General features: G+C 64.0%; 8 protein-coding genes. 6 read left to right on the forward strand and 2 right to left on the reverse strand.

Annotation, left to right across the window (positions count from 1 at the left end):
• Positions 1-32: 32 nt before the first annotated feature.
• Together phnX and ACODS9_RS15790 are read right to left on the reverse strand one after the other, a co-directional pair.
• Positions 33-860: a phosphonoacetaldehyde hydrolase gene (gene phnX, locus ACODS9_RS15785; protein WP_401111193.1), complete on the reverse strand. Its 828-nt coding sequence runs from the start codon at positions 858-860 to the stop codon at positions 33-35.
• 34 nt (positions 861-894) lie between these two features.
• The gene (locus ACODS9_RS15790; protein WP_489094253.1) at positions 895-2,001 is read right to left on the reverse strand and encodes a 2-aminoethylphosphonate--pyruvate transaminase; all 1,107 of its coding nucleotides are present in this window, start codon (positions 1,999-2,001) and stop codon (positions 895-897) included.
• A 113-nt stretch (positions 2,002-2,114) separates the two neighbouring features.
• Between ACODS9_RS15790 and ACODS9_RS15795 the strand changes: the two genes are divergently transcribed.
• From ACODS9_RS15795 to ACODS9_RS15820, 6 genes are all read left to right on the forward strand, one after another.
• Positions 2,115-2,978, forward strand: a complete 864-nt coding sequence (locus ACODS9_RS15795; protein WP_489094254.1) for a LysR substrate-binding domain-containing protein — start codon at positions 2,115-2,117, stop codon at positions 2,976-2,978.
• A gap of 57 nt (positions 2,979-3,035) precedes the next feature.
• The gene (locus ACODS9_RS15800) at positions 3,036-4,079 is read left to right on the forward strand and encodes an AraC family transcriptional regulator (RefSeq protein ID WP_489094255.1); all 1,044 of its coding nucleotides are present in this window, start codon (positions 3,036-3,038) and stop codon (positions 4,077-4,079) included.
• A 49-nt stretch (positions 4,080-4,128) separates the two neighbouring features.
• Positions 4,129-8,670, forward strand: coding sequence for an NEL-type E3 ubiquitin ligase domain-containing protein (locus ACODS9_RS15805; RefSeq protein WP_489094256.1), 4,542 nt, complete (start codon positions 4,129-4,131; stop codon positions 8,668-8,670).
• Positions 8,671-8,764: 94 nt separating this feature from the next.
• A complete protein-coding gene (locus tag ACODS9_RS15810; RefSeq protein ID WP_489094257.1) occupies positions 8,765-13,231 on the forward strand; it encodes an NEL-type E3 ubiquitin ligase domain-containing protein in 4,467 nt (1,488 codons plus the stop codon).
• 118 nt (positions 13,232-13,349) lie between these two features.
• Positions 13,350-14,996: an AMP-binding protein gene (locus ACODS9_RS15815; RefSeq protein WP_401111209.1), complete on the forward strand. Its 1,647-nt coding sequence runs from the start codon at positions 13,350-13,352 to the stop codon at positions 14,994-14,996.
• 12 nt (positions 14,997-15,008) lie between these two features.
• Positions 15,009-15,776, forward strand: coding sequence for an SDR family NAD(P)-dependent oxidoreductase (locus tag ACODS9_RS15820; protein ID WP_489094258.1), 768 nt, complete (start codon positions 15,009-15,011; stop codon positions 15,774-15,776).

The raw sequence follows: 15,776 nt of genomic DNA on the forward strand, positions 1-15,776 counted from the left end.
CGGCTTGCCGGCGATGGCCATCACGCGGACGATCAGCAAGCCTGCGGCATCTCCCCCTTGGCCAACCGCCGGTTGATATCGGCGATCACCTCGGGCAGCTCGTTGATGGTGTCGATCAGGTAGTGCGGGCGCGACCCTGCAAACAGCGCGTGAATACGCTTGCGCTCGCTCTCCAGCTTTTCCGCGCTCAAGGCCTGGTAACCTTCCCAGGTCAGGCCCAGGGCATTGCCCGAGCACACCAGCGCCACGGTCCACATCCCGGCGCGGCGGCCTTCGAGAATGCCCGGCACGGTGTCGTCGACCTTCACGCAGGCCGCCACATCGTCGATCCCCAGGGCGATCACGTTGGCCAGGGCCTGGGCCGGCCATGGGCGGCCGTTCGGGGTTTCGTCGGTAGCCACCACGTGGTCGGCGACGTAGCCATTGCGTGCCGCCAGTTCCACCACCTTGTCCATCACCACTTTCGGATAGCCCGAGCAGGAGCCGATCTTCAAGCCGTCCTTGCGCAGGCCGGTGAGGGTGTCCAGCGCGCCGGGGATCAGCGCCGAGTGCAAGGCGATCTTCTCGATCTGCAGCGGCATGAAGCGTTCGTAGATGGCGGTGACGTCATCATCGCTCGGCGTGCGGCCAAACACCTTGCGGTAGCGCTCGGCGATCTCCGGCACGTCGCACAAGGTGCGGATATGGTCCCATTTGCCCATGCCCATCGGCCCACGGGCCTCCTCGATGGACACCTGTACGTCGAACTCGGCGAAAGCCTCGACGAAGATCTGCGTGGGGGCGAAGGAGCCGAAGTCGACCACGGTGCCGGCCCAGTCGAGGATGGCGGCTTGCAGCTGGGTAGGGTTGCTGTAGTTCATGTGCGCAGTTTCCTTGAATTGGGTAGGCAGAAGATCAGATGTCCAGTACTTCCATTTCCCGCAGCACCTCGGCCACGGCGTTCACGGCGGCCTGCATGCCCTCGGCGCCGACCACGCCGATGCAGCCGACGCGGAAGGTCTCGACCTGGGTCAGTTTGCCGGGGTAGAGGATGAAGCCCTTGGCCTTGACCCGCTCGTAGAAGTCCTTGAACTGGTAGCGCGCATCGTTCGGCGCGTGGAAGGTGACGATGATCGGCGCCTGGATTTCGGCCGGGAGGAAGCTGCGCAGGCCGATCCGGGCCATGCCATCGAGCAGGGTCTTGCAGTTGTCGGCGTAACGCTGGTGGCGAGCAGGCAGTCCACCTTCCTCGTTGTACTGTTGCAACGCTTCGTGCAGGGCCGCGACCACGTGTGTCGGCGGGGTGAAGCGCCACTGGCCGGTCTTGGCCATGTAGGCGTGCTGGTCGTGCAGGTCCATGGCCAGCGAATGGGCGTTGCCTTCGGCGGCGGCCAGGGCGGCTTTTTCGGCGAAGACGAAGCCCATGCCCGGCACGCCTTCCAGGCACTTGCCGGAGGCAGCGATCAGCGCTTCGAAAGGCACCTGGCGGGCATCGATCGGCAGCGCGCCGAACGAGCTCATGGCGTCGATGATCAGGCGCTTGCCGTGATGTTTGATCACCTGGGCGATCTCCGGCAGCGGATTGAGGATGCCGGTGCTGGTCTCGCAGTGGATCAGCGCCACGTGGGTCACGGCGGGGTCGGCGGCGAGCAGGCGGTCGACGTCGGCGGCGGTGGTTGGCTGGTCCTCGGCGGTCTCGAAGGTGCTGTAGGCGCGGCCCAGTACCTTGCAGATCTTCGCCAGGCGCTGGCCGTAGGCGCCGTTGATCAGCACCAGCACCTTGCCGTCGCGTGGCACCAGGGTGCCGATGGCTGCTTCCACGGCGAAGGTGCCGCTGCCTTGCAGCGGTACGCAGTGGTGGCTGGCGGCACCGTCGAGGATCGCCAGCAACTGCTCGCACACGCTGGCGGTCAGCTGGTTGAAGTCGCGGTCCCAGGAGCCCCAGTCCACAAGCATGGCCTGGCGGGTGCGCAGCGATGTGGTCAAAGGACCGGGGGTCAGCAGGATCGGGGCGTTGCTCATTCCGTGGTTCCTCACTTGCGGTGGGCTGGAAACTAGTGGGGCTAGGTTGCAATTCGCCGAGTCATCAATCAAATTGTTTGTGGATATGCCAGCCATAAGTCAGGCCGATAGATATGAACCTGTTCCAGCTCCGTGCCTTCGATGCCGTCGCCCGCGAGGGCAGCTTCACCCGTGCCGCCGAGCGCCTGTTCATCAGCCAGCCGGCGGTGACCGGGCACGTGAAGGCGCTGGAGGAGCACTACCAGATCACGCTGCTGCGGCGCACCGCCCGGCGGGTCGAGCTGACCGAGGAGGGCACGCGCCTGGCGGCCATCACCCGGGCGATGTTCAGCCTGGCCGAGGAGGCCCAGGCCATGCTCGAGGCCAACAGGCAGTTGCTCACTGGGCGGCTGGAGGTCGCCGCCGATGGTCCGCACCGAGTCATGCCCATGCTGGCGCAACTGCGCGAGCGCTACCCTGGCATCACCGTCAACTTGCGCCTGGGCAATGCCCAGGAAACCCTGGCCGCGTTACTGACCGAACATGCCGATGTGGCAGTGCTGACCGAAATCGAGCCACGCAAGGGGCTGCACCTGCAAAGCCTGTGCGAATCACGCCTGTGTGCCTTGCTGCCGGTAGGGCATGCCTGGGCCACGGCCACCGATGACTTGCCGCTGACCGAGCTGGACAAGCAGATCATGGTGCTGCGCGAACCCAGCTCGACCACTCGCCGCACCTTCGACAAGGCTTGCGCCGATGCCGCGGTGCAGCCGCGGGTGTTGCTGGAGCTGGATAGCCGCGAGGCGGTGACCGAGGCCGTGGCGGCCGAGCTGGGCATCGGTGTGGTGTCGTCCACCGAGGTGGCGCATGACCCGCGGGTGGTGGCGCGGCCGTTGAGTGGCGCCGGCCTGGTCAACCAGCATATGGTCGGCTGCCTGGAACGGCGTCGGGAGTTGCGCCTGATCCAGGCGTTCCTGGGCCTGGCGGCCGGCCTGTGATAGCTGTTTACAGCGGTGCGGCCTAAGATGGCCGGCAATGTGACGACAGGACGGTCGATGAGCGAGAAAGACACCATCTCCATGCAACTGGTGCGCGAGGCGCTGTTGCAGACCTGCCCGGCGGGTGCCGATACGGCATTGCTGGCACGTGCCGGTATCGATGCCGGCCAGCTTGACCTGCCAGAGGCGCGTGTCGGCGCCGAGGCCTATGCCCGGCTCTGGCGCCTGCTGGCGCGGCGCTGCAACGATGAGTTCTTCGCCATGGATCCGCGAGGCCTGCGCAGTGGCAGCCTGGCATTCCTGTGTCGGGCGAGCATGGCACAGCCGACCCTGGCCGCTGGTATCGAGACCGCGCTGTCGTTCCTTGGCCTGATGCTCGAGGACCTGCAGCCAAGCCTGGTACGCCAGCAGGGGCTGGCCGAAATCGTCATCAACGAGCCGCGTGATACGCCACGCCGGGCCTTCACCTACTTCACCTTCTGGATGATCGTGCATGGCGTGGCGTGCTGGCTTGCCGGGCGCCGCATCCCGATCCTGGCCATCGAGCTGCGTTGTGCCGAGCCGCCATTCTGCGACGACTATCGGGTGATGTTCTCGGAAAACCTGCAGTTCGACCGGCCGCGCACGCGCATGATCCTCGCCGCCGATTGCCTGGACCTGCCGTTGCGCCGCCACCCGGAGGAGTTGCAGCGGTTCCTCGCCGAAGCACCGGGCAATATCCTGGTCAAGTACCGCGACCCGGCAAGCCTGGCCCGGCGCCTGCGCGGCGACCTGCGTGGGCGGGACCCTGCCACCTGGCCGGATGCCGAGGGCCTGGCCAGCGACCTTTGCATGTCGATGTCGACCCTGCGCCGTCGCCTTGCCGAGGAGGGGCAGACCTACCAGGGACTCAAGGATAGCGTTCGCCGCGAACTGGCCATCGCCTGGTTGGCCGACCCGGCCGTCGGCCTGGGCGACATTGCCGAGCGCCTCGGCTTCGCTGACAGCAGTTCGTTCTACAAGGCGTTTCGCAAGTGGTTCGGTTGCAACCCTGGGCAGTACCGCACGGTGGCGTTGGGGCATGAGGGTTCCGGGGGCACGGTTCCTGCTGCCGAATCCTGAGCGGATTGCGCAGAGTCGGGATTTTCTGACCCCGACATGGAATTCCAGCATGACTACACCCGCAGTCGCCTCGAAGGAGGCGTCTCGTGCCGCCAAACTGGCACATGCCACTGACGACTTTATCGCCGAGCACCTGCCGGCCTGGCTCAAAGGCGCCGGGGCAAGCGCGATCAACCGGCTGCGTGACAGTGCCCGGGCGCATGGCGCGATTCAGGCGCACCTGGCCAACGCCTTTGGCAAGATCGAGCCCCTGGACGCGTTTGTACAGCGCAAGCTGCAAGCTGAGGTGATTTCACCCCTGAACCTGACCCACGCCATGAAGAACCTGTACTGGCGCGAGGGGCGGGGCACGCTGAAACAGTCGGAGAACCCGCTCGAGTTTCCAGAGGTCGATCTCAAGCACGATCTGGAGCCCGTGCAGCAGCGCCTGATGCGCAACTTCGAGGCCAACGCCAGTTTCTTCGAAGGGACCGGCCTGGCGCTGGCCAAGGGGGAGCTGGTCTTCTCTGACACGCAGCGTATCGTCGAGCGTTGCCGCCAAGCTGATATCGGTCAGCAGTATCAACGACATCTTGATGCGTTCTTCACGCCGGCCCTGCGCGATCAATTGGCCAGGGACCGGCGCCACGCGCTGGCGATGGCCCTGGATATCGCGGTGTTGAAACAGCAAGTGGCACCCAAGGATGAAGCATTGCTGCGGCTGCTGCTGGCCGACAAGCCGCTGACCCATGTCGATGCGCCGACTGTACGAGTCTGTGCACTTACGGTCCTGGGGGCCCCGGTAACCGGGGGGCTGGCGCTCGAGATGTCAGGCTCTTGGCAACCAGGTGCGATATCCGGTCGGTTGCGGCGGGTCCAAGCGGTGCTGGTGTTCCTGCCTGATGATCCGGTGCCATTCCAGCGCTTCGATTCCTGGAACCGCGTGGCGATCACCCTGGGGGCGGCATTGCGTGACGACCGTTATCGGCAGCGGTTCATCCATCGCTTGGCCATCGCTGATCGCGCGGCCTTCATCTCGACCTTGAACAAGCGCCTGGCTGACCCCCAGACCGACGCCCAAGCCGCTGGCACAACGCTGGACACTGGCGTGTTCACCCAACTGGCGCGCGACCTGGAGGCACGCGTCAGAGGCGACGCCCGACAACTGGCAGTGCCAAATGCTGATGTCGACCATGCCGCCGCCAAGGCCCGTTTCCAGGCCCTGAAAGCCGTGGGCCAGACCGCGCTAAACCTGGTGGGGGTGTTTGTGCCCGTGGTAGGTGCCTTGCTGATGACGCAATGGGCAGCCGAGGTACTGGGTGAGGTTTTCGAAGGCGTGGACGATTGGGCCAGCGGGCATGATCACGAAGCGCTGGAGCATCTGCTGGGGGTGGCTGAATCGGTCGCGGTGGCCACGGTATTGGGGGTCGCCGCCCATGGCATAGCTGTGCGCTCGGCTGCACGGGGTTTCGAACGCAGTTCGCTGGTCGATACGATGGTGCCGGTGCACAGCGATGGGCAAGCTAAACTGAGCGCGGTTCGCTTAGGCGACTATCGCCTATGGGCGGGGGCCCCCTTGAGTGCGACTCGCCAGGCCAATGGTCTGCTGGGAGGTGATGGTCGGTTCTGGTGGACCGACCAGCATGTCACCTTTGAGGTACGCGAGACAGACGGTCAATGGTATCTGCGTCACCCGACGCGGGAATCGGGCACACACCCGCGCTTGTTGTTCAATGGTGAGCGTGGCTGGCGGTTAGCCAGCCAACGACCGTTGGAGTGGCAAGGCGCCCAGCATCTGCTGGGCTACCTTTGGCCGGAGGCGCTGGACATGACGCCGCAACGCGTGGCTCAGGTGCTCAAGGTGGCAGGTTCGGATGAGAGCCAACTGCGCTGCTTGTTGGTGGAAAACCGGGCGCTGCCGGTCGAGTTGCGCGACACGCTCGAGCGGTTTGCCGCCCATGCCCGCATCGAAGCCTTCCTCTCGCGGGCAAGGGCTGGCGCCACCGTTGCCGAAGATGACGCGCTGCTGCAAGCCTGCCGTGAACTGCTGGCGACCGGGTCATTGGATGGCCAGGCGCAACTCGAGGCGATCGAGGAAAACACCGCGCAGGTCAGAGAAAGCTTGCTGGAACGCATTTCGAAGGCGTACTTGCCGGAAGATACCTTGCAATCCCTGATCCAGCGCGATTTTCCCGGCTTGCCAGATGCATATGCCCTGAACTTGCTGGCCCAGGCCAGTGATGAGCAGCGTCTGGTGATGACCCAAAGCAGCCGTATTCCGCTGGCGCTGGGTGAGAAGGCGCGGCTGTTGCTGCAGGCCGCGCAACTAACGCGTACCCGCGAAGCCCTGTATTTGCCTGGCAGTTACCGGCACGAAGTCGTCGAACTGGTGTTCGCTTTGCTGCGCCGTAACGCCGGTTGGCCGGAGTCCTCTAACCTGTTGCTGCGAGGTAATGCATACGGTGGGCCTGTACTTTCCCGTCTCTATCCTTCCGGCGAGGCGACCGTATTTGTGCGCAAGGCCGGTGAATTCGAACTGTACACAGAGGCGGGGTTGCGTCTGGAGCGCCAGCCGCAGGCGCCGGCAGACCTGTGTGACGCGCTCGTCGCTTGTCTGCCGCAGGGGTGGAGGTACGCGCAACGTTGGCAAGGGCCGCAGGCTGCGCAGCGGATGCGCGAAGACTTGCAGGCCTGGCTGCCAAGCGAGCGCGAGGCGCTTGCCAGGCTGATGGGGATACGTGAAATCAAACCCTTCTTCAATCCGCTGTCGAGAGTGCGCGAAGGGCGTATCGGCTATCCCTTGAGTGGTGGCGGGGGATCGGCCCCACATGCCGAGCGCTTGCTGCGTAACGAGATTCGCGCTCTGTATCCGAGCTTCGATGATGAAGCGGTCCAGTTACATCTGGAGCAATTGCTCGACCTGCGCGGTTCGCCATTCACCCATCTGCTTGAGCAACGTCGTGCCTATCGTAGCCTGGTCGACACCCTGGGCAGCTGGGTCGCGGAAGAACAGGATGCCACCCTTGTGCAGACTCGCCGCAATGTGGCCAGCCAGTTGCGGCGTTGTTGGCGGCGGGAGGGCGAGCAAATGCTCGACTTCAATGGCGATCCAGCCGGGATGAGGCTGGCGTTGGTCGGCCTGCATGTCGGGGCGCTGCCCGCGTTGCCGGTAGGCATCGTGTTCACTCATGTGACGGATCTGATTCTCGTCGGGTTGCGGTTGAGCGAGATGCCGCAGGGCTTTCTGCAGGCATTTTCCAGTGTGCGCTGGTTGAACTTGGGTAACAACCAACTCGATCGAATCCCTGCAGAGGTCGCCCTGATGCCGCGGTTGCGGGCACTGCGCCTGATGCGCAACCGGATTCGCCCGGAGGAAGCCGGTACGCAGGTGCTAAGGGGGCTTTCCCGCTTGCATACCCTGGACCTGAGCGACAATCCGTTGCGCCAGGTAAGTCTCGACTTCCCGGCCCTCATGAACTTGCGCGAGGTGGGCTTGCGCCGCACGGGCCTGAATGAATGGCCGGCAGGGTTACAGCACTGCCTGTTGCTGGAGCGTGTGGATTTGCGTGACAACCTGATCGACAGCTTGCCCGAATTTGTTCTCGCCTCGCCTTGGGCCTATCGACAGCGTCTGGCGTTGACCGGCAACCCTTTGCCCGCGAGGGATTTCGCCCGATTGGTCGAGCTGCGCGAGCCTGCGGCCGTCATTGCAGCGCCACGGCCAGGCGCGCAACCCTGGGAGCAGGGATTGGACGCAGGTGCGTTGGTGCGCCATCGGATGCAATGGACGAGCCTGCAGGCCGAAGTAAGCAGCAATGACCTGTTCAGCCTGCTCGATGAGCTTACCGGTACCCGCGATTACCAGCGGGTCCCGGAGGACCTGCGCAGGCGTGTCGGCTCGCTGCTCGATGCGCTGTGGCAAGACAGTGCCCTGCGTCAGGATGTATTCGAGCTGGCCGCGGATCCACGCACCTGTGTCGACAGTGTGATCTCATGTTTCAGTGCGTTGGAGGTCAGGGTACAGGTGTTTCGCATGCTGCAAGGCTTGGCGCCGGCCGAGGGCGAAGGTGCGCGTCTTGGTTTGGCGCGTCGGTTGTTTCGTCTGGATCGGGTGGAGCAGCAGGCGCGTCTGCATATGGAACGGCTCGAGGCGCAATATGCGCGTGATGTTCCGGAGGGTGAAGGTATCGGCGTGGATGAGGTCGAGGTCAGTCTCGCCTACCGTGTTGGTCTTGCGCAGGCGCTGGATTTGCCTGGGCAGCCGCGGACCATGCAGTTCATCACGCTTGCGCAAGTCGGCCAAGCTGATCTCGATGCTGCCCAGGCGATGGTGCTTGCGCAGGAAAGGGGCCCCGAGTTGGCACTCTACGTGAGCCAGCGCGATTTCTGGCTCGAGTACCTGAGGCAAACGCATGCCGAGCTGTTCGAACAGGTTGAGCAACCTTTCTGGGCGCGACAGGAGCTGCTCTATGATCGTCGCCAGACCCTGAGCGACGGGGCTTATTTGGAGCAGAGCGGGCAACTGTCGAGCGAACGCCAACAGGCGGTCGCGGCGCTCGCCCTGCGTCTTACGGAACAAGCCTTGCTGGTTCGTCGACTGCCGCCGCTCTAAACCAGGCACTGGCTTTGTACGCGCGCTTTCCCTCTGACATGCTCAGGGATTCGGCGTCACCGTGATGCTTCCAATTACCCAGGAGGCATCACGGATGAACCCAATCCCCCCCTCTTCTGAAACGGCAATACCGGCAAAGATCGCCAATGCCACCGACGACTTTATTGCGAGCCGTTTGCCTGACTGGCTGGCCCGGGCCTCACGCGGGCAGGTCAGGACGCTGCGAGATGGCTTTGCCAGGCACAGGGCGAGTCAGGAAAAACTGCGCAAGGCGACGCTTGAGCTGATGCCCCTGCAGCAGTTCGCCGAGGATAGATTCGCAACCCTGCTACCCAGCGGCCTGAAGCTCGATCAGTTGCAATGGCGGGAAGTCGTGCTACGCAACATCACCCAGTTTGCTAATTTGCAGACGCCGCAGATGGATGTTGGCGTGCGCGTGCAGCCGGCCTTTCTGAGGCTGATGCAAAACTTTCACGAGGGCGCGAGTTTCTGGGACGGAACTGGCCTGGCCAGCACCGCAAGTGATGTGCTGGTGTACAAGCAGATGGACACGCTGGTCGACCGCGTGCGCAAGCTGGATGTCGGCGGGCAATACCAGGCCTTGTTGGCAAAGGTGCTTGGCGCAGCTCACAAGGAACTCGTTCAGGACAAGCGCGATGGCCTCGCGCTTGCCACCGAGCTCGCGGCCTTGAAGGGCCAGGTAACGGCCCACGAGCAGATCGTGTTGCGCGCACTGGCCAAGGGTGAAGAGCCGCATGGCAGCACCCTGCGTGGCCAGGCCAGTAGCTTGAAGATCCTTGGCCAGGTCATCGTCGATGCTTTGGTCATTGCCCTGTGTGATAGAGAAGGCAAAGAAGCAGGGGTGATCCTGTACCTGCCCAGCGACCCACAGCGTGCGTTGCGCAGCTTCGCGTCGCGACAGGCGCTGAACGATGCACTGGCCCAGCAACTACGTCAGACCGCTTACCGCCAATACTTCAGCTGCTTGGTCAGCCTCAAGGCGCGAGCCACCTTTCTCTCCACGTTGGCGCTGCGTCTGCGCGATGACAAAACGGACTTGCAGGTCGATGTCGACACACCACGGGGCAATGTGTTCGACAAGGTCGTAGAGCAACAGGTCCAGCGGGTCAAGGCCGACGCGCTCTTGCTCCTGGTCCCGACGGCGCAAGCCGATCAGCTGGCCGCTAAAGCCAGGCTTGAAACCTGGAAAGCCGTTGGGTTGGGTCTGTTCAACCTGGCGGGGTTCTTCATTCCGCAAGTGGGGGCCATCCTGCTCGGGCAGTTCGTGGCGCAGACCTTGGCGGAGGTCTATGAAGGTGCGGTCGACTGGCACCGGGGGCATCAGCACGAAGCGCTGAACCACATGCTAGGTGTGGCGGAGAATGTGACAGCGGGGGTTGCGCTGGCCGTGGGTGCGGGGCTGGTGCGCAGTGCGTTCGTCGATGACCTGGTACCGGTCAATGCCGGAGGGGAGTCGCGGCTGTGGCATGACGACCTGAAGGTGTATGCCGTGCTGCGGGACGAGGAGTCGTTACAAGACGATGGCCTGCATGGCGTCGGCGAGCGCCGGCTGATGCGCGATGGTGAACACTACTACCAGGTCCACAGGCCGGTGGCCGACGGGCCTTGGCGTTTGCGTCATCCGGTACGCGAGGGGGCCTATGGGCCGGAGGTCGAGCACAATGGCGAGCGCAGTTGGCGGTTACGTCAGGAGCATCCACTGCAATGGCGCGACAGTGACACGCTGCTCAATAGCCTCTGGGGGCCGGCGACGCCGTTCGATTCAGGCCAGGCAGGGCAGGTATTACGGTGTGCCGGTGTCGATCAGGAGGAGTTGCGTGGCGTGCTGGTGGAAGGCCGCCAGGTACCGTTCAATCTGCTCGACACTTTGCAGCGTTTCGAGGCCCATAGGCGTATCAAGGCATTTTTCGAGTACCTGCAGCGCAATGCGTTGCCGCCTGATGAGCAAACATTGTTGCTATGGTGCCAGACGCGGCTGGCCGTGACGGACCAGGGGGAGGCATTGCGCTCGGCGCTGTTGCGCCAGGCACCGGTTCTGCGTGGCCAGATGCTGACGCACCTGACCCAGGCTGCCGCGTCGGACGATCCGCTCATGGCGTTGGTGACGCGAGATTTTCCGGGGTTGCCTGGCCTGTACGCGCAAGAAGTCGTCAGCGATGCCAGCAACGCGCAGCGCGTGCGCGCATCCAGCACGCAACGCCTGCCATTGGCTCTGAGCACCCGGGCGCGCTCCCTGTTGCGTTTGGCCAGGCTCAACCGCGGGGTCGAAGGGCTGTACCTGCCGGAGGCTTATCATGACACCAGCGGGCAACTGCTGTTGGCGTCATTGCGCTCATTGCCGGGATGGCCGCGCGACGTCGACCTGGAGTTGCGCAATGGGGCTTTCGAGGGCCCCATCATCGCCCAGGTATTTCCCGATGCCACGGTGGTGCGCCGTTTCCGGTTGGTGCATCAGGATGGCGGCTTCTTGCTCTACGACGCGTTCGGCACGCGGTTACAACCTGGTATCAGCGGCAAGGCCGACATTTTCGATGCCATCACTCGGACGCTGACAGCGGACGATTGGCAGGCAATGGGCATCGTCGACAGCCCGTCTGGCGAGGCGCTGCGTCGACGATTGCTTGAACACTTGCCGTCCTCGCGCGAGGAACTGGCCGATTTGCTGGGGTTACCGCGGGTGGCGGGTTGGGTCAATCCAGGACACCGTCTTGCGGACGGCCGCGTGGGTTATCTGCTCAGCGGGCGGGGTGGTGGTGGCAACAGCACTCGACAGCGAATAATGAATCGATTGCGCGGGCTCTATCCCGGGCTCGATGAGCCCCAGCTCGAAGAGGAATACGAGCGACTACTGCGGCGTGACGGCCCGGTCTTTCAGCATCTGGCAAACCTGGAAGATGACGCCCAGCAATTGGATATACACCTGAACCGATGGGTCAGCGCGGAGCTGAATCCTGCCCAGCAGCGGGTGCGTGAGCGCTTCGCCATGCAGGTGCGTCGTGCCTGGCGTTTGCAAGGAGAGCCGATGCCGGCAGCAGACGGGCTGCCGGCCGGGCAGCGGTTGAGCTGCATTGGCATGCAGGTGACTACGTTGCCATCGCTTCCTCCGCAGCTGGACTTCTCGCGGGTTACCGCGATGACCTTGGCTGAAGGGAGGCTGACGAATGTTCATGCGGATTTTCTGCAGTGCTTTACAGCCTTGCGTGAACTGAACCTGAATGGCAATCGCTTGTTGCAAGTACCTCGGGGCCTTGCCTATCTGGTCGAGCTACGTCGGTTGCGGCTGGCGCATAACACTATTCGACTCGACCTTACCGGCCTTAATGCGTTGAACGGGCTGCCCCACCTGACCCACCTGGACTTGAGCTACAACCCGCTGGGCGCCTATCACTTCCGCTTCGACCTGTTGTCGCACCTGGTCGACTTGAATCTGCGTCGTACCCGTCTGGTCGAGTGGCCGTCGGGAATCGAGCTTTGCGAAGGGCTTGAGTGCGTGGATCTGCGTGATAACGAACTGACCACGGTTCCGTTGGAGATCCAGGCGATGCCCAATGTATTCCGTCGAGCCTTCCTGGTGAGCGGCAATGACTTGCGTGTGCGCGAAATCCAGGGGTTGTATGCCTTGGATCTTGTCCAGGAGCATCACCACCTCCCGCAGGGGCGGCGAGTGATCGATCCGCTCCGAACGCGCGAAACCTGGATCACCGCGGTGGATGAGGGGCTCTGCAACGCCAGGTCCATGCAATGGGACACGCTCCAGGCGTTGCCGGGAAGTGACGGTCTGTTTACCTTGCTCGGCCATCTGCTCCATACCGCCGATTACAGCGATGCGCGAGCGATGCTGGAACAGCGGGTCTGGCGACTGCTCGGCGCACTGCCAGAGAACAGCGACCTGCGCGAAAGAGTATATGGCCTGGCGGCCTTGCCGTTGAGTTGCGAGAACAGCGTAGCCGATCGCTTCAGCGAACTGCTGGTCCTGCAGAGCATCGACACTGCCGAACGCAACACCTTGCAGGAGCGCGGTGATGAACTGCTGGCATTGGGGCGGGGTCTTTTCCGCCTGGAGACAGTTGAACGATTCGCCCGCCACGACATCCTTGCGCGTATCGCCGAGGGCGAAGATGTTGATCAGGTCGCGACCGGGCTTTACTACCGCGTGCAACTGCGTCAGAGGCTGGCACTGCCGGCGCAGCCCCACGCGATGCTGTACGCCGATGCTGCAGGGGTCGATGCCGATATGCTCGAGGAGGCGTTCCAGGCGGTACGCACGGCGGAATCACCAGAGGGCCTGGCCGAAAGTCTCAGCCAGCGGTTGTTCTGGCAGCGCTATTTGCGTGAGCGGCATGGGCAGGTGTTCGATGCCCTCGATCAGCTCTATGTTTCCCGGCATACGGTGTTACAGGGGCGCCAGGCGCAACTGTCGGTGGCGGAGTACAACCAGTTGCTGGATGGCCTGGAAATCGACCGGGTCTCGGACGAGCATGCTCAGATGCTGCAACTGACTCGTGAGTTTCTCATGGGGCGTGAGCGTGGGCGGGGCTGAGCCAGGCCAAACCGGTCATCCAGATTGACAGCTTTGGCCATTGCCGCGTGAAGTACGTGGCGCGAACATCGTCGGACCGATGGTTCAACTCCAAAAACAAGAAACCAGGAGTCCGACAATGCGCGATTATACCGAGGCTGCTCGCTCGTTCGACCATGCCCGGGCCGCCGATGCGGCGCTGCATGGCAACTTCGACGCCCTCAACGCCTGTGTCGAATGCTGCGACCGGCACACCGGCGGCGACCAGCCCGCCCTGATCTGGGAAGACCGTGACGGTAACGGTGGGCGTTACAGTTTCGACCAGTTGCAGGGTATGGCGAGCCGCCTGGCCAATGTGCTCAAAAGCCAAGGGGTCCAGGCCGGCGACCGGGTCGCCGGGCTGATGCCGCGCACGCCCGAGTTGCTGGTAACCATCCTCGCCACCTGGCGCCTGGGTGCGGTCTACCAGCCGCTGTTCACCGCATTTGGCCCCAGGGCCATCGAGCACCGCCTCGAGCAGTCCCATGCCAAGGTGGTGGTCACCGATTGCAACAACCGGCCCAAGCTCGATGACGTGGCGGATTGCCCGTTCATCATCACGGTCGGGGCAGGCAATGGCGAGCTGGATTTCCACCGGGCGCTGGAGGCTGCAAGCAGCGTCTGCGAGCCCGTGATGCGCCGCGGCGACGATCCGTTCCTGCTGATGTTCACCTCCGGCACCACTGGGCCGGCGAAGCCGCTGGAAGTGCCGCTGCGGGCCATCGTTGCCTTTCAGGGCTACATGCGCGATGCCATTGGCTTGCGTCCCGAGGACAACTTCTGGAACCTGGCTGACCCGGGCTGGGCCTACGGCTTGTACTACGCGGTCACCGGACCGCTGTCACTGGGCCATGCCACCACTTTCTACGATGGGCCGTTCAGCGTGGAGAGTTGCGCACGGGTCATCGACAAGCTCGGCATCACCAACCTGGCCGGTTCACCCACGGCCTACCGCTTGCTGATCGCCGCAGGCAGCACCTTCTCGGCGCCGATCAAGGGCCGCCTGCGGGTGGTCAGCAGCGCTGGCGAGCCACTGAACCCCGAAGTGATCCGTTGGTTCGCCAGCGAACTGGGGGTGACCATCCACGACCACTACGGCCAGACCGAGCTGGGCATGGTGCTGTGCAACCACCATGAACTCGAGCACCCGGTGCACTTGGGTTCGGCCGGTTTCGCCATCCCCGGCCACCGCATCGTGGTACTGGATGAGCAGGGCAGCGAACTGCCCGCCGGCCAGCCGGGGATCCTCGCGGTGGACCGCGAGCAGTCGCCGCTGTGCTGGTTTGCCGGCTACCACGGGCTGCCGACCAAGGCGTTCGTCGGCAAGTACTACCTCAGTGGCGACACCGTCGAACTGAACCCGGACGGCAGCATCAGCTTCGTCGGCCGCAGCGACGATGTGATCACCACTTCCGGCTACCGGGTCGGACCGTTCGACGTGGAGAGCGCGCTGATCGAACACCCGGCGGTGGTCGAGGCGGCGGTGATCGGCAAGCCCGACCCGGAGCGCACCGAGCTGATCAAGGCCTTCGTGGTGCTCGGCCAGGGCTACCAAGGGAGTGCCGAGCTGGAGGAAACCCTGCGCCAACACGTGCGTCAGCGCCTGTACGCCCACGCCTACCCGCGTGAAATCGAATTCGTCGGCGAGCTGCCCAAGACCCCGAGCGGCAAGCTGCAACGCTTCATCCTGCGCAATCAGGAAATCGCCCGACAACAAGCCGCGCAGCCGATCGCTGCGGGCGCCTGAAGGAAGACCGTCATGCATATTGCAAACAAGCACTTTATCGTCAGCGGCGCGGCCTCGGGCCTGGGCGCCGCTACCGCGCAGATGCTCATCGAGGCCGGCGCCAAGGTCATGCTGGTCGACCTGAACGCAGCGGCAGTTGAGGCCAAGGCCGCCGAGCTGGGCACAAATGCCCGATTCACGGTGGCCGACATCAGCGACGAGCAGGCGGCCAAGGCGGCCGTCGATGCCGCCGTCAGCGCCTTCGGCAGCCTGCAGGGTCTGGTCAACTGCGCCGGCATTGTCGGTGCCGAGAAGGTCCTGGGCAAGAACGGCCCACACGCCCTGGGCAGCTTTGCCAAGGTCATCAACGTCAACCTGATCGGCAGCTTCAATTTGCTGCGCCTGGCTGCCGCAGCCATGGCCGAGGGGCAGGCGGACGAGGGCGGTGAGCGTGGCGTGATCATCAACACGGCCTCCATCGCCGCCTACGATGGGCAGATCGGCCAGGCGGCCTATGCCGCTTCCAAGGGGGCCATCGCCAGCCTCACCCTGCCGGCCGCCCGTGAGCTGGCGCGTTTCGGCATCCGTGTGATGACCATCGCCCCCGGCATCTTCGAAACCCCCATGATGGCCGGCATGACCGAGGAAGTACGTGCCTCGCTGGCTGCCGGGGTGCCGTTCCCGCCACGCCTGGGCCGTCCGCAGGAATATGCGGCACTGGCCCGCCACATCATCGAGAACAGCATGCTCAACGGCGAGGTGATTCGCCTCGACGGCGCGCTGCGCATGGCTGCCAAGTAA

Source organism: Pseudomonas sp. FG36 (assembly GCF_057809275.1).

Bases quoted from the DNA above. Each gene is read 5' to 3' on its own strand.
- ACODS9_RS15805 (WP_489094256.1), top strand. From the start codon at position 4,129: ATGACTACACCCGCAGTCGCCTCGAAGGAGGCGTCTCGTGCCGCCAAA.
- ACODS9_RS15800 (WP_489094255.1), top strand. From the start codon at position 3,036: ATGAGCGAGAAAGACACCATCTCCATGCAACTGGTGCGCGAGGCGCTG.
- ACODS9_RS15820 (WP_489094258.1), top strand. From the start codon at position 15,009: ATGCATATTGCAAACAAGCACTTTATCGTCAGCGGCGCGGCCTCGGGC.
- ACODS9_RS15810 (WP_489094257.1), top strand. From the start codon at position 8,765: ATGAACCCAATCCCCCCCTCTTCTGAAACGGCAATACCGGCAAAGATC.
- ACODS9_RS15790 (WP_489094253.1), bottom strand. From the start codon at position 2,001: ATGAGCAACGCCCCGATCCTGCTGACCCCCGGTCCTTTGACCACATCG.
- ACODS9_RS15795 (WP_489094254.1), top strand. From the start codon at position 2,115: ATGAACCTGTTCCAGCTCCGTGCCTTCGATGCCGTCGCCCGCGAGGGC.
- phnX (WP_401111193.1), bottom strand. From the start codon at position 860: ATGAACTACAGCAACCCTACCCAGCTGCAAGCCGCCATCCTCGACTGG.
- ACODS9_RS15815 (WP_401111209.1), top strand. From the start codon at position 13,350: ATGCGCGATTATACCGAGGCTGCTCGCTCGTTCGACCATGCCCGGGCC.